The following is a 16,677-nucleotide window of genomic DNA, read 5'->3' on the forward strand; positions in this document are numbered from 1 at the left end:
GCCGGGCGGAGACTGCCGGCGCAGCTTAGTCTATTGGCCGACAACCAGCCGCCCTCCGCGGTCAGGCTACTGGTGACAACCACAAAAAAAGGCGCCGAACCGGCGCCTTTTTTCTTTTTTGACGGTCGGCCAGGTCAGGCCGCGTGAACCATCACTTGGGCTTGGGCCTGAGCCTGGGTCTCGAGATGGACCAGGACCTGGTTCGCCGTTCCGCTCGTATCGACATGGAAATCGGACGCCGTATGTTCGCCGGCGAAGGCAATATTCGCCGTCGTCTTTCCATCCGTCACCGTCAGAACGCCTCCATTGCCCTGAGCGTTCTCCTGGTAGCTCATGCTGGCGCTGCCGCCGAGGATGCCTTCGAGATCCAGAGTGTCGTTCGCGTCGAACCCGGACAGGACACCATGGAAGTCGGAGGCATGATCGAGGACGAGGGTGCCCGAGGCATTGTCGTCGAACTTGACCTCGCCGCTGAACGCGCCGGCCAGTTCGAGGCTTCCGTGTCCCGAGATCAGGGCCGAACCGTTGCCGCTGACGTTGCCCGTGACGGAGAGATCGCCGCCATTGGCCCACAGCAGGCCCTCGTTGTCGATCGCAGCATGAACGATCATGCCTCCCGATCCCACCGCCTCCAGCGTGCCGGAATTGGTGACGACATTCGCTCCGGTGTCGATCACCAGCGCGTTCACGCCGGTGGCCACGATCGTGCCTTCGTTGACCAGCGTGAGCTGGCCGTCGCCGATCTGACCCGCGCCCATGATGGTGTTGTCCACGTTGGTGAGCGTGACATCCGCCTGGCTGCCGAAGATCACGTTCTCCGAATTGTCGGACAGCACGACCGTTCCGCCGCCCTGGAGCGTCGCCCCATGCTGCACGATCTCGAGCTCCGTTTGTGTGCCGGTCGAGCCGAGCTCGATCCTGCCGGTGTTGTCGACGATGCCGCTGAGAGGCAGCATCGCGCCGTCGCTCAGGACCATGTCGCCGCTGTTGTGCGTCACCGGCGTCTCGTTGAACACGAAATCGTCGCCAGTGAGGGTCTTGGCGTCGACCCCGGCCAGGGTGATCGTTTCACCGTCGCCGAGCGTGATGACGGCATTGCCTGCCGCGTCGGTTGACAGGTGCGCCTGAACGTCGGCGAAGCTCGACACTCCGTCGAAGCCGATCAGGTCGATCTTGTCATGCGCGACGTCGAAGCCGTGCACGACATCGGCGCCGATCCGGTTGGCGAAGACCAGCATATCGTGGCCGCTCGACGCCGTCAGCGTGTCGTCGCCGGACCAGGCGAAGATCGGCGAGCCCTTGGCATAGGCCTCGACGTTGTCGACGACGTAGGCAGTCCCGATGCTGCCGTCGGCATCGGTCCAGCTCTCCATGACGTTGAACACCAGAGCGCCGGTGAAGCCATCCGGCGAGGTCACCGAGAGCGAGCCGATGTCGTTGGTCAGAACCGTCCACGTGCCATCGGCATTGCGTGAGCCTTCGCTCAGCGTCCAGCCGTCGAGCACGCCGGCGATCGTCAGCGAGACCGGACCGACATGCTGGGCGGCCGCAGTGCTGGCGAGTGCGAGGTTGATGGCCTCACCAGACACGCCGGCGGGAGCGACTGCCTTCACCGACGTGGAAGCGGTATTGCCGGCCAAGTCGGTCGCTGTTGCTGTGATCGTTTGCCCCGAATTGAAGTTGCTGCTGGTAATGCTCCAGTTGCCGCTGGAAACCGAATTATCCGTTCCTAGCGAGGTGCCTCCCTTTGCGACGGACACGGAGACAGCCCCGCTTCCCGAATCGCTGACCGTGCCCGCCACCAGATTCAAGTTATGGCTAGCCGTTGTAATCGCGATCGTTGGCCCGACTGTGTCGAGCGTAAAGTTCAGTGTCGCATTCGACGAGGTGTTGCCGGCGACGTCGGTCTGGTGGACCAGCACGGTCTTCGCGCCATCGCCCGTGAGCGTGAAGCTCGAACCGCTGCCGTTGTTCCAGCTCGTCCCGTTGTTGGTGCTGTACTGCCAGGAGGCTCCCGTCTCGAGACCAGAGACATCGACCTGGCCGCTGCTGGTGATGCGGTCGCTCGACGACAGTCCGGTATCGCTGTGGAGCGCCAGTGTGGGAGCAGCAGCGCTATCGTCGATCGTCACCGACAGGCCCGCGGATGCGCTGCTCACATTGCCGGCCACATCGGTCGCCTTGGCCGTGATCACATGCGTGCCATCGGCCAGCGAACTGGTGACGATCGAATAGGTGCCGCCGGTCGCGACGCCCGTTCCGACAAGCGTTCCGTCGGAGAAGATGCTCACCGTGCTGCCGGTCTCCGCCGTGCCCGTGAAGGTCGGCGTGTGAACGCTGGTGATGTTGTCGGTGCTCGACGAACCGGAATCGCTGGCGGCGATCAGGTCGGGCGTCGAGGGCGTCGCAATGACGTGGTCGATCGTGACGGTCAGACCGCCGGAAGCGCTGCTCTGATTGCCGGCCGCATCCGTCGCCTTGGCCGTGATGGTGTGCTGCCCGTCGGAGAGCGAGCTCGTGGTGATCGTATAGGTGCCGCCGGTGGCGACACCGGTTCCGACGAGGTTGCCGTCGGAATAGATGTTCACCGTGCTGCCGGCTTCCGCCGTACCGGTGAAGGTCGGCGTCTGGTCATTGGTGACGTTGTCGGTATTGGACGAGCCGCTGTCGGTCGCAGCCGTCATGTCCGGCGTTGATGGAGCACCCGGCGCGGTGCCATCCACCGTCACGTTATGCGCTGCCGTATTGCCGACGTTGCCGGCGATGTCGATGACGCGGACCTGATAGGTGAACGTGCCGTCGGCATGCGTTGCCGGATCGGTGTAGCTCCAGGAGCCAAAGGACGTGTCGGCATTGTTCCAGGTTTGACCATTGTCGGTGCTCACCTGGATGATGTTGCTGCCCAGGTTGCTATAGGTACCATTCAAGGTCAGCGTTCGGTCGCTGGTGATGAAGTCCGACGAGCTCGCGCCGGTATCGTTTTGGATACCGGAGATCGCCACTGTCGTGGTCGGTGGCGTGATGTCGATGTCAACGTCCTGTTGGTCGGTGTTGTTGCCGACATTGCCCGCCGCGTCGACCACCCGGGCGTAGTAAGTGAAATCCGAACTGTGCGTGGCCGGATCGCTGTAGCTCCAGTGGGTAGAATCCGTCTGGGTTGCATCGAACCAGGTGAAGCCGTCCGTGGAGACCTGGACCTTGTCACCCGTGGCCAACGTGCTGTTGGTGCCCGAGACCGTGAGCTGGGTGTCATTGGTGACGAAATCCGTCGAAGACACGCCCGTATCCTGCGAGATCGCCGTGATATGGACGCTCTCGGTCGGTTTCGTCGTGTCCACCGTCACAGCGTAGCCGCTGGACAACGTACTGTTGCCGGCAACGTCGGTTGCCCTTGCCGTGTACTGGTACGTGCCGTCCGACAATTTGGTGCCGGTATCGTCCAGGCTCCAGTCGCCATTGCCGTCGGCCACGATCGTGCCGATCGAGGTTCCGTTCCGGTACACGATGACCGTGGTGCCAGCTTCGGCGGTGCCCTCGATGATCAGCCTGTTGTCGTTCGTGATGTGATCGCCGACGACACCGCTGTCGTTGACGATTCCGGTGACGGCCGCGGCCGGCGCGGCGGTATCGATGGTGATGTCGAGCGACGAGGACGACGGGCTGACATTGTTGGAGGCGTCGGTCTCGAAGCCGCGGACGTGATGCAGGCCGTCCGTGAGCAGCGACACGTCGATGCTGAACGTTCCACCGCTGACAGCGGCCGACCCGAGCGTCGCTTCGCCGGACTCATGGATGCCATCGTTGTTGGTGTCGTCGTACAGCGTCACCGTGGTGCCATTCTCCGCGGCACCCGTGATGGTCAAGCCGGTGGTGTGGTTGGTGATGTTGTCGCTGCTGCTGGTTCCGGTGTCGTCAAGCGCATCGAGGTCGAGCCCCGTCGGCGCATGCGGCGAGTTCTTGATCACGATCGACAGATCGGCACCGGCCTGATCGCCGTCGTGGTCCACCAGCGTGTAGTGGAAGGTCTCCGTCTGGTCGGCGTTGACCGATGCAGAGGTCGCGTAGGAATAGGCGCCGGTGGCGAAGTTGAACGTCAGCGTGCCGAGCGACGTCACGGCCGTCAGGACACTGCCGAGCGTGGTATGCCCATGCCCGTCGCTGAAATTTGTCCCGTCGAACGTATAGGTCGCGGGACCGACCGTGATCGACAGGATCCCGGCCCCCACGCCCGGGCCGTCGGCGCCGAACGTGTCATTGCTGAGCACGTTGCCGGACGCGGTGTGCACCGTCGCCGGGATTGTGTTGAGCAATCCGTTGGCGTTGCTGCCGATGCCGATGTTGTCGCCCGGGGTCGGATACGCGATCGGTGCGATATCGGAGTCAGCGCTGGTCGAGGCGACGTTGACGCCATAGACCGTGCTGATGTGGTTGGTCGCGAGGAAGGAATCCCAGGTTACCTGCTCGCTGTTGCTGATATCGGGGTTGTAGAAGGGCTCGGTCGGCTCACCGTCGGACAGGAAATATCCGATGGTCTGGCCGGCGTCGGGCGTCGTGTGCGTGCTGATGTAGCTTTCCGTGGTGGTCAGAGCGACGTGGTAGTTGGTGCCGCCGTCAGCCTGCAGCCCGTTGATATAGGTGATCGCATTCGACACCGTCATCCAGCCTGAAACCTGCGCGGTGTCGTTGAAGTCGACCACAAGGACCTGGCCGCCATTGATGCCGGCGTTCAGCAGGTTGATCGCTGCCTGCTTTTCAGACGCGAGGGTGGTGCCGTCGGTGCTGCCCGACGTGTCGATCATGAACACGACGTTGGTGGCCGAAGCCTCAGCCACGTTCGCCGTTTCACCCCGCGCGATCGGGACATCGTCCTTGACGTTGATGGAAACGGTCGAGGTCGAGGTATTCCCGAGCGAGTCGGTGACCGTGTAGGTGAACACGTCCGCGCCGTTGACGGTGTCGGCGCCGTTGTTGGCCGACGGTTCCGTGACGGGCTTGGTCAGCGTGTAGGTATAATGGCCCGAGGAATTGATCTCCAGCACACCATAGGTACCCTGCACGAGGGTGCCGACATGGCCGCTGACATCGCTGCCGCTGGTGCCGGCAGCGACGCCGGTGACCGTAACGCCGTCCGGATCGGAGAACGACACCGTTCCCGTCGCGGACTCAGTCGTCAGGGTCGGATTGGATCCAGTGAAGGCGCTCGATGCGAGATCGCCGCTGTCCTTCGTGGTGTCGAGCGCAGCCTCGTCGACCGTCACGGTCGCGGGCGCGACCGTGGGTTGGCCGTTCGTGACATTGATCGTCAGCGTCGTCGTCGACGTATCGCCGTCACCATCCGTGATCGTGTAGGTGAACTGGTCGGCCCCGGTCGCTGCATTCGGATTGGCGTGATAGCTATAGGAGCCATCCGTTCCGACCGTCAGCACGCCATGCGCGCCCGCAACCGTGTGGTTGAGCGACACGTTGTTCCAGGCGATCGAGGCGATGCCATCGGCGCCGCCAACGTCGTTGTTCTCGACATTGCCCGTGATGAGCGCGCCGGACTCTGCGGAGTTGACATCCGCATGCGCTGTCGGGACGTCGTCCTTGATGTTGATGGAAACGGTCGAGGTCGAGGTATTCCCGAACGAGTCGGTGACCGTGTAGGTGAACACGTCCGCGCCGTTGACGGTGTCGGCGCCGTTGTTGGCCGACGGTTCCGTGACGGGCTTGGTCAGCGTGTAGGTATAATGGCCCGAGGAATTGATCTCCAGCACACCATAGGTACCCTGCACGAGGGTGCCGACATGGCCGCTGACATCGCTGCCGCTGGTGCCGGCAGCGACGCCGGTGACCGTAACGCCGTCCGGATCGGAGAACGACAGCGTTCCCGTCGCCGACTCAGTCGTCAGGGTCGGATTGGATCCAGTGAAGGCGCTCGACGCGAGATCGCCGCTGTCCTTCGTGGTGTCGAGCGCAGCCTCGTCGACCGTCACGGTCGCGGGCGCGACCGTGGGCTGGCCGTTCGTGACATTGATCGTCAGCGTCGTCGTCGACGTGTCGCCGTCACCATCCGTGATCGTGTAGGTGAACTGGTCGGCCCCGGTCGCTGTGTTCGGATTGGCGTGGTAGCTGTAGGCGCCATCCGTTCCGACCGTCAGCACGCCATGCGCGCCCGTGACGGTGTGGTTGAGCGACACGTTGTTCCAGGCGATCGAGGCGATGCCATCGGCGCCGCCAACGTCGTTGTTCTCGACATTGCCCGTGATGAGAGCGCCGGACTCTGCGGAGTTGACATCCGCATGCGCCGTCGGGACGTCGTCGTCGATCGTCAGCGTGAGCGTGCCCGTTGCCGTGTCGCCGTTGCCGTCCTTGACCGTCACGGTGACGTGTCCGCTGTCGGTGTCGGCGCCGGCGTCATGGTGATAGGCGGCGGTCTGCTTGAACGTGTAGTCGCCGGTCGTCTCGTTGATGGTCAGCGTCCACGAGGCGGTCGTGATCGTCGTCACGCCACCGGCGGACGTCTGCGAGACAACGGCCCCCAGCCCGCCGTCATAGACCGCGGCAAACTCCGGCGTACCGGGTCCGTCGTGACCATAGTCGATATGCAGGGAACCGGTCGCCGATTGCGCAACGAACGGATCCGGAGTCGGACCCGCGGCGTGATCATTGCCGGCGGCATCGCTCAGCTCCGCGGCGTCGGACGACGAGATCGTCGGGATACCGTTCACGCCGATGTTGGCGTTGATGTGGATCGTGCCAGTCGCAGCATCGTTGTCGGCATCGGTGCCGGTGAGCGTGAAGTCGAACGGCCCGACGTTGGTATTCTGCGTGACCTCGGTGCCGCCAATGTCCTTGATCTTGATCTTGCCGCTGCCGTCTGTCGACGTGGTGAGCTCGAGTTGATCGAACGAGGCGATCGACGGATCGACCGTAAAGCCGTCTGTCCCGTTCTCATGCGCGGGAATGGTGAACTGGCCGCTCTCGTGCTGGCCGGTATGCGTGTCGGTCGCGATCCAGGTGATGGTCACGTCGCTGCTGCCGCCCGACTTGAAGTGCAAGTTCGCAACGGTCATCTCGTTGTCGAACGTGATCTTCGCGTAACCGCCATCGCCGGCGTTGTTGCTGTCGATACCGACGCCCTGGCCGGAACCGTTGAGTTTCTGGTTGGTGTCAGCGGTGATCGTGAACGGGCCGAAGTCCTTGCTATGCACAGGCGAGAAAGCCGACGTGAGGTCCACGGGGTTAAGTGGCGCCGTGCCGGTCGGCAGGTTGTCGATCTCGAAGCTGTAGGTGCCGTTCGGATTGACCGTAAGGACGTAATAGGTCAGCCCGCTGCCGTGGAACGTGCCGGTGACCGTCGTGATGCCGTTGCCGTCGACGACGGTCGCGACATCGACGCCGCTGATAGCCGGCGCAGCAACGGTGAGATGCCCGGGCTCGTCAGCACCGACGTGGAAGTCGAACGTTCCCGTCGCCGCCGTATGGAGCTGCGTCACCGAGCCGGTGCTGATCGTCCCGAAATAAGGTTCGTCGTCGCGGACGGTGACCGTGAAATTCGCGGAGCCGAGCGAGGTCACGTCCCCGTCGCCGTCGACCGCGTTGATCAGGCCGCCGAGGCTGATCGAAAGCGTGTCCTCGAACTCCTTCTCCTGCGTGGGCGTGCTGGGATCATCCTGCTTCGGATGATCGAGCTGATCCTTGAGCGCGAAGGTCCACGATCCGTCGTCGTTGACGGTGAGCGAGAAGATGTTGCGGCCATCGTGGCTCTGCGCTGTGACCGTATTGCCGGAGACCGTGGCGTGGTCGATCGCCTGGCCCTGCGACGTCAGATGAAGGCCGCTGATCCAGGCCGAGGCAGTGGTTTGGTCGACCAGCTGGAACGGATGCGCACCGGGACCGTCGGCACCGAAGCTGACCAGCGCCTTGAGCGAGCCGGCATCACCCGAAATGCTCGCATGGCCCGTTCCCGCCGTTTCGCCGAGACGGCCGGCGTCGATGTTTCCGGTGGGCAAGCCGTCCTCGTCGACCTCTCCGGTCACGCTGCCCGAAGCAATCACGAGCGGGATGTCGTCTACGACCTTGACCGTGAGCGAGGTCTGGACGCTGTCGCCATCGGCGTCCGTCGCGATGACGTTGAAGTTCAGCACATCGACATCGGCGCCGGCACCCGGATGATCGATGTTCTGGTACTGAACATAGGTGAAGTAGCCGTGGCCCTGCTCGTAGAGCGTGATGGAGAACACCGGATCGGTGTCGGGGTTGCCGCCATGCTTGTAGGCGATGATCTGCTCGTTGCCGGGCGAGTCGCTCGGGAAGCGAACGACGTAATCGAGCTGCACGCCGTCAGAGGTGAGCTGCGGGCCGAGCACATTGCCCTGGGCGTCCTTGGCAAAGGCGAGATGCTTCGCATCGCCGTTGTCCGCGCCCCAGTTGATGTGGAAGAAGCCGGTCGCGGCCTGCGCCTCGCCGGAGAAACCGCCGCCCGGAAGCGCGACCGGGCTCAGGTGGCGATCATCCGGAAGATTGGCTTCGTTGACGTTGACGGTGTCGCCCGCGGCGGTCACCACCGGCACGTCGTCGTCGACGCCGACCATGAAAGTGCCGTGCGCTGAATCGCCGTCGGAATCCGTCGCGGTGAAGTGGAAGGTCAGGTCGATATCGTTCTCCGAGCCGTTCGGCGCATGATCGAGCTGGCCCAGCAGGGTGAATTTGAACGCACCTGTCCCATCGTCGGACAGCGAAACTTCGAAGACCTTGTGATTCGGGTCGCCCACATACCCGATCAGCGTGGCCCCCATGCCCGTCAGCATGTACTGGACGGTCTGGCCGTTCGAGGTGAGGACGTGCCCGGCGATGCCGCTGACATCGACCGTGGCATCCGTGAAGGTCACATTGCGGCCGGTGAGTGCGCTGCCGTCGTTGTCCTGCGCGAACGACCCATCGGGCCTGATGGTGTCGTTCGAAGGATCGTAATTGTCAGCACCCCAGTTGATGCCGAGCGCGCCGGTGACCGAGGTCGCAATTCCCGCCGCATCACCTTCCGACGGAGTCGGCAGGTCGTGATTGCCCGCCGGCAGACCGTCCTCGTCGACGACGTACGTCGCGACCAGGCCGACATTGGCGAGATACGTGCCGTGATAGTCCTCGCTGGCGAGGTCGTGTCCTTGCCAGGTCTGGGTGATCGGCGCGTTGCCGGTGCCGATCTCGACGAAGCTCAGCGTGTCGTGGCCCGTGGCCGTGACGATGTAGTTGTAGGACGTCAGCTGGCCCGGTCCGCTCGGATCGATCGTGCCGATGACTTGGCCATCCCAGACCACCTGCAGCTTTGCGGTTTCGGGGAACGGCGCACCCGCCTCGAACTGGATGGCGTAGCTCTGGCCCGGGGTCAGGTTAGTGAAGCTCTGGGTGATTTCGATGTTGCCGGGCGAAGAGCCCATATCGACCATGTCCGCGCCGTTCGACGTGGTCATGCCGAGATAGCCGCTCGGCGTGCGTTCGAGATCGACTGTACCCGGCCCGACCGGAGACTGTGAGATCGTCCAGCCGGTGACGTCCGTCGACATCGATCCCCACCAGGCCGGATCGCTCCAAACGCCCTGGGAGAAATTGCCGTTGACGATCTGGCTGAGCGGAGCCGCAGCCACCGTCGGGCCGTCGTCGAGGAAGTGGATCTGGCCGCCGATGCCGACCGAGGCGACCGAGGTGTCGCCATCACCGTCGGTCACGGTCACGCTCGCCTGGATGGCGTTGTCGGCGATCGCGAGCGGACTTGCCGCCTCGTTCGGATCGGCCGGATTGTGATGATAGAGTGCTGTATATTCGGCAACCGTGAGCACGCCGGTCGCGCTGTCGATCGAAATTGCAAAGGCGACCTTGCCGCCGGAATCGACCGTGCCATCCGCCAGGCCTTCGCGGCCGACGATGAGGTTGCCTTCCTTGAACAGGAACACACTACGCCCGTCGGTTGCATCGAGGCCTGAATCGACACCGCTGGCGGAGACGTTCAGTACGAAAACCGGAGCAGCGCCCTGCCCGTCCGCACCGTAGACGGTCGCGGTCGCGGAAACGACGGCCGCGCTGCTCTGCGCGATTTCGATCGGCGTTCCGGCAATCGAGCTGAACAGGCCGGTAAAGTCGCTGAGATGGGCAACGTCGTTGGTGCCGGCGTCCTGTCCGGCGGTTTCGTCGATGGTCAGGGTGGCCTTGGTCACGGCCAAAGCGGCGGTCGGGCCGTCATCGTCGAAACGGATCGCGGCGGAGACGTCGACGGTCTTCGAAGCGGTGTCGTTGTCGCCGTCCTTGACGGTCACGGTCACCGACAGCGAGCCGGTGTTGAGGAACACGCCCTCGTCGTTGCTGGCCGTGTTCGGCTCATGGAGCGAGACATACTGGACCAGCGACAGTTTGCCGGTGCTCGCGTTGACCGTGAACGCGAACGCGGCGTCGTCAGCCGAGGTGACCTGGTGATCGCCGTTCGAGTCATAACGGCCGACGACGTAGCTGACGCCGTTATAGGTCTCGTTGAACAGGATGATGTGCTGGCCGGCCGTCGTCTGAAGGCCGGAATCCGTGAGGCCCGAATTGGCCGTCTGCACGACATAGGTCGTCGCACCCGAGGTGGCCGGGCCGTCGCTGCCGAAGTTAGCGGAGACGCTGACGATCGCGCCCCTGCCCTCCGCAAACTGCGGCTGCATGTCGGGGTCGAAACCCTGGTGGGCGACTGCGTTGAAGAGCGAGTTGGCCGCAACTTCATTCGAGTCCGCCTGGATGCCTGCGGTTTCGTCGATCACGATCTCGCCGACGGACACGTTGGCGAGATAGGTGCCCTGATTGTCCGGCGTGCCGGTCTCGCGGAATTCAAGCAGGTTGTCGTGATTGGGGCCGGAGCCGCCCACCACCTGGATCGTGTATTCCTGCATCTGCCCGGTCGGCGAGATGTCGCCGACCTTGACGCCGCCGAACCAGACCTCGAGATGCGCCAAATTCGGGAACGGCGCGCCTGCCTCGAAGCGCAGATCGTAAGTCTGGCCACTCGCCAGCCCCGTGACGACCTGGCTGATTTTCACGTCATGCGGCGAGGCGTCGAGGTCGACCATGTAGCCGCCGGTCGAGGAATGCATCCCCAGATAGCCGTCGCCGACGCGCTCGAGCTGAACCGTGCCGCCGCCGGTGTTGGCAATCAGATCGGCGCCGGAATGACCGCTGTTGGCGTCGGAGATGGTCCAGCCACCATTGGTGCCGGTCGCAGTGCCGCTTCCCTGGCCCCACTCATTACTGTTGAGGACGAACGCACCGAAGTCGAGACCGTTGATCACCGCGGGCGCGGTTACGGTCAGGGTCGGGCCGTCGTCCTGGAACTGGATCTTGCTCGAAATGTCGATGGCCTGCGTGGCGTGATCACCATCACCATCGGTGACCGTGACGACGGCCTGAACGTGCTGCAGGGTCGTGGTCGGCTCATCGAGGTCGCTCGGGGACGATCCCGGGCTCGGGTTCTTCAGCGACAGATATTGCGCGACGCTGATCCGGCCATCCTGACCGATCTCGATGGCGAATGCCGCTGGATCGGAGGTCGAAACAGAATGATCGCCGTTGCCGTCGACGCGGCCGACGATCATGCTGACGCCGTTGTAGGTCTCCAGCCGCAGCAGGATGTGCTGGCCATCGGTGGTCTGAAGGCCGGAATCGGTGTTGTTGCCACCGTCGATCTGCAGCGACAGCACGGTCGAGTTGGTCTTGGCCGGGCCATCGGTGCCGAAGGTCGCGGCCACGCTGACCACCGCGGCGGAGCTGAGCGCAAATCCGATGGCGCCGTTGTCCTTGTTCGGAACGTCAGGATCCGAGCCCTGGTTCGTGATCGCGTTGAACGAGGCGAGCACGGTGCTCGGCAGGTTTGCGCCGGCGACGTCATCGGACGGATTGGGATCGCCCGCGTTCTGGACGCCCGGCGTTTCGTCATGGACGACTGTTACCCCGGTCGCGGTGATCGTGACCGTGGGGCCGGAATCCTCGATCTTGATCAGCGAGCTGTCGTGGCCCGCCAGCGTGACGGTTTTCGAGTCAGAAGCCACGTCGCCGTCGCCGTCGGTCGCGGTCACGGTCAGCGTGACGCCGAGGCTGGCATCACGATCGTTGAAGGTCAGCGACGCCGACTCGTCGCTCGAATTGGTGTTGCTGTGCTGGATCGGCAGATATTGCTCGACGACGATCCGTGGCTCACCGCTGCTCTGGTCGATCACGACATGCAGGGCGACGAAGTCGGTGACGTTACCGCCGCCGCCAATGCCGATCTTGCCGACGATCGAGCCGTCGGCTTCCTTGAACAGATAGATCGTGCGCTGGGCATCCGTGAGGCCTGCCAGCGGCGAATCGGCAAGCGCAGTGACGATCAGGTTGGTTTCCACGCCGGTCGCCGAGCCGTTCGAAACCGTGCTGCCGTGATCATCCTTCAGCGTAAAAGTGTAGCTGACGGTGGGCGCGGCCTTGGCGCCGTCGGCGCCGAAGTCGACGTCGGTGGTGAACAGTTCCGCAACCGAGGTGCCCTTCTCGTCGGACGTCGGCGTCTTTGTGATGCCGATCGCCTTGGTCGGGTCGGTGCTGGTCAAGAACGAGGGAGCCGTCACGCCGGGAACGTCGTCGCTGGTCGCGTTCGGGTCGCCCGGGGTCACGCCGATCGACTCGTCGAGCGTCAGCAGCGCCAGTGTGACGTCGTGGCCGTGGCTGTCCTCCGCCCGGTCGACATCGACCGTCGGCGTGTCGTCGTTGACCTTCACGGTCAGCGAGCCGGAATCCTGGTCGCCGTCCCCGTCGGTGACGGTGAAGCCGATCTTCACGGAAAGGTTCTCTTCCGTGGTGCTGTTGGTCGGATGAACCAGCGGTTCGCTGACCTTGAAGGTGTAGGATCCGTCACCGGCGACGTCGAGCGTGAAAACGACGTTACCCGAAACGTGTCCGGTCGCGGTCAGAACGGTATGGCCGCCACTCGTCGTGGTCGTGTAGTCGAGGGTTTCCTGGCCGGCGAGACCGCTATCGAGCTTGTAGATCGCCTTGATGTCCGAAGGCGGCGCAAAGGTGACGCTCTCGGTGCCGTCGGCGCCGCTGTTGAAGAGCGAGTGCGCCCCGCCAGTCAGAGTATTCAGGCTCGGGAAAGCATCGCCGCTGCCGCCGAAATTCGGCGGGAAAAGTGATTGCGCCTCGTCGTCGAGAATCGTGAATGGCTTGACGTCATAGGCGTGCGGCACGTCGTCTTCGAACTTGATATGGCTCGAAATGTCGGTCGAAGCGGTCGCCTGGTCCTGGTCGCCGTCGGTGATGGTGACGGTCGCACTCACGACGCCCTGCGTCAGCTGGACGGTTTCGTCCGAGGCGTGCGGGTCGGGATGCTTCAGCGACAGATATTCCGCCGTCGCCACGTGACCATCGTCATCGATTGCGATCGCGAAAGCCGCCGGATCGGAGGTCGAGACCTGGTGGTCGCCGTTGGTATCGACCCGGCCGACGATCACGCCGTTCTCGATCGTGAGATAGATTTCTTTGCCGTCGGTGGTCTGAATGCCGGAATCGACCGAGCCGCTGACGCCATTGAGCGTCAGGGAGTACACGACGGCATTGTGCGCGGCAGGTCCGTCGGCACCGAAGATGGCATGAACATCGAGGGCGTCGTGGCCGCCAATGGCAAAGCCGATCGCGCCATGGTCCTTCTCGCTCGACGTAAGGTCGGGATCGTTGCCCGTATTGACGACGGAATCGAACAGGTGGCGGACGAAGGACGCGGTCGTATCATCGTCTTCGAACTGGACGCCGGGCGTCTCATCGAGCACGACCGAGAAGCGCTCGTCGACATTGACGGTGACCTTCGGGCCGTCATCGAGGAAGGTGATTTCATGGGAGACGTCAACCGACTTGGTGACGGTGTCGCCGTCGGCATCCTTTACCGTCAGCGCAATCGACACGCTGCCCGTCGCGAGCGAGACCCCCTCATTGTAGCTGTTGAAACCGTCAGCGGCCGTCGCGTGGTCCGGTTGGTTGAGAGAGACATACTGGGCCACCGAAACCTGCCCGGTGGTCGGATCGATCGTGATAGCGAACGCGGCCGGATCGCTGCCGTCGACGACGGTATTGCCGTCGTGGGGCGCGTCGTAGCGGCCGACGATGACGCCGTTCTCGAGGAATAGATAGATCTCGCGCCCAGCGGTCGTCTGGAGACCGGAATCGACGCCGCTCTTCGCCAGCGTCAGTTCGAACAGCTTGGACTGGGTCGCATCGCCGCCATCGGCGCCGAAATTGATGTCGGCGGAGACGAGGCCCGAATTCACCGCATAGCCGATCGCATTATGGTCGTGGCTGACGTCGGGATCGAAGCCCTTGTTCGCGACGTTGTTGAACGCCGTCTGGGCCGCGGCCGAAAGGTCCGTGAACTGGACGTCGTTGGTGCCGGCCTGCTGGCCGGGCGTCTCGTCGATCGTGACGGAGTTCTTGCCGGGGGTCAGGGTCAGCGTCGGACTGTCGTCATGAATGACGATCGTCGAGCCGATGTCGATGCTGGCGGAAGCGGAGTCGCCATCATTGTCCGTAATCGTCGCGGTCAGCGTGACCGGGACGCCGGAAAGCTGGATCGGCTCATTGCTGGGGACGTTCGCCTGGGGAGTGAGCTCGTGCACTGAGCGATCGAGCGTCATCGTCACCTGGCCGGACAACGAATCCACTTTGAGCGTGAAAGCAATCGCGCCATCGGGGTCAGAAGTAGCGAGGTCCGTTCCCACGCGGGCGACGACGGTGCCGTTCTCATTGAACAGGAACACCTCGTGCCCGGTCAGGGAATCGAGCAGGTGGGTGTCAACACCGCCACCGCTCACCGACACTGCATAGCTGATAGTGGCGCCGTCGGCGCCGTCGGCGTGCGTAAAGAGGCCGCTGAAGTCCTTGGTGACCGAAGCCGGGTATGACGGCGTTTGCGCGCCGCTCGGCAGCGCGCTCTCGTCGACTTCGAGGACAGGCAGGACCGGGAGCTGCGGCCCCTCGTCGCCGCCCTGGCCCAGCACCACAGCGATGGTCGGGCTGTCGTCATGAATGACGATGGTCGAGCCGATGCTGATGCTGGCAGAAGCGGTGTCGCCGTCGTTGTCCGTGATCGTCGCGGTCAGCGTGACCGGGACGTTCGAAAGACTGATCGGCTCGTCGCTGTTGGCGTTCACTTGGGGAGTGAACTCGTGCACCGAGCGCTCGAGCGTCATCGTCACCTGTCCGGACGAATCCACTTCGAGCGTGAAAACGATATGGCCACCGGCCGCAGCGGTGGCGTCCGTTCCCTCGCGGGCGACGATGGTGCCCTTCTCGTTGAACAGGAACACTTCGTGCCCTGTCAGGGAGTCGAGCAGGTGCGTGTCGACACCGCCCGCGGTCACTGACAAGGCGTAGGTGATGGTGGCGCCGTCGGCGCCGTCGACATGCGTAAAGGCGCCGCTGAAGTCTTGAGTGGCCGTCGTCGACAATGAGTGCGGCTGCGCGCCGCTCGGCAGCGCGCTCTCGTCGACTTCGAGGGCGGGAAGGAACGGGAGATGCGGACCGTCGCCCTCACCCTCGCCTTGCGCTACGGCGATGCTCGGACCGTCATCGTTGATCGTAATGTGCGGACCGAGGTCGAAGCTTCCGGTTGCCGAGTTTCCGCTGACGTCGACCGCCGTCGCCGTCACCGAGACCAGTCCCGGGCCGAGGTGAATCCCCTCGCTGGTGTCGGCCGGATTATCCTTGGAATCCTGATGGACGCCGCGCAGATCGGTCATCGTGATGTGACCGGTACCGTCCACCGTCAGAGTGAAGACGGTGAGCTCCTTGCCGTTGACCGTTACGACACCATCGACCTCGGCGGTGCCCTTCTGAACCAGGACGACACCCTGACCACTGAGCGAGTCAATCAGGCCGGTGCTCGTCTTGTCGACGTGGAGCGCGTAGGTCAGGCTCTGCAGACCCAACGGCGTACTTACCGTGAAGACGACCTGAAGGTTCTGGGTATCGACATTGGAGCCGGACGCGCCGGTGGTCGACCCAGCCGAGTTCGTGCCGTTGGCCGGAATGAAGCTCTCGTCGACCACCAGTTCGATCGAGCCGGTCACGCTGACCGTAGGAGAAGATATCGCGGGGAATTGCTGATCGCCGGTCCCGGAATTGCCGAGCTCCTCCTGCCCCAGCAGGTCCAGCGGATTGCCGGCGTTCAGCGGATCCACCGCGGAGCTGGAGAAGTTGGCGCCGCTTCCTTGCGCGTTGCCGCTGCCGTCGCCGGCTGCAGGCAGCACGGACTGATCGGTCGTGATCGGGAAGAGGCTGGCGAACTCCTGCACGCTGACGTCGCGCCCGGGCGCCAGCTCGATCGACAGCAACTGCTGATTGTCGTGCCGGGAGTCGAAGACGGGATCGACCGTGATCGTCGACTTGTTGTCGAACAGAATGATCAGCTTCTCGCCGACGTGGACGAGCGTGATCTTCTCGTTGGCGATTGACGAAAAGTCGAGCTTCACCTTCTGGTCGTAGCCAAGATGCACGACCACCGCCTGATCTGTCAGCGGCTTCGCTAATGAGAAGGTTCGAACTGGGGTGGAGGTGGTCGGAACAGCGGTGCCGGTGGCCTGCGCCACCTGAAATTGAGCGTTCATTAATTGCCCCTGCCAAACACTTTTTGCACTGAAAAAGCAGAAAGTA

At 63.6% G+C, this 16,677-nt stretch carries 1 protein-coding gene; it reads right to left on the minus strand.

From position 1 onward, the window contains the following. Positions 1-134: 134 nt before the first annotated feature. Positions 135-16,631: a DUF5801 repeats-in-toxin domain-containing protein gene (locus tag AXW67_RS04855; protein WP_063676918.1), complete on the minus strand. Its 16,497-nt coding sequence runs from the start codon at positions 16,629-16,631 to the stop codon at positions 135-137. Between the last annotated feature and the right edge of the window lie 46 nt (positions 16,632-16,677).

This window comes from Bradyrhizobium neotropicale, from assembly GCF_001641695.1.
In the GTDB taxonomy this organism is placed as follows: Bacteria; Pseudomonadota; Alphaproteobacteria; order Rhizobiales; family Xanthobacteraceae; genus Bradyrhizobium; species Bradyrhizobium neotropicale.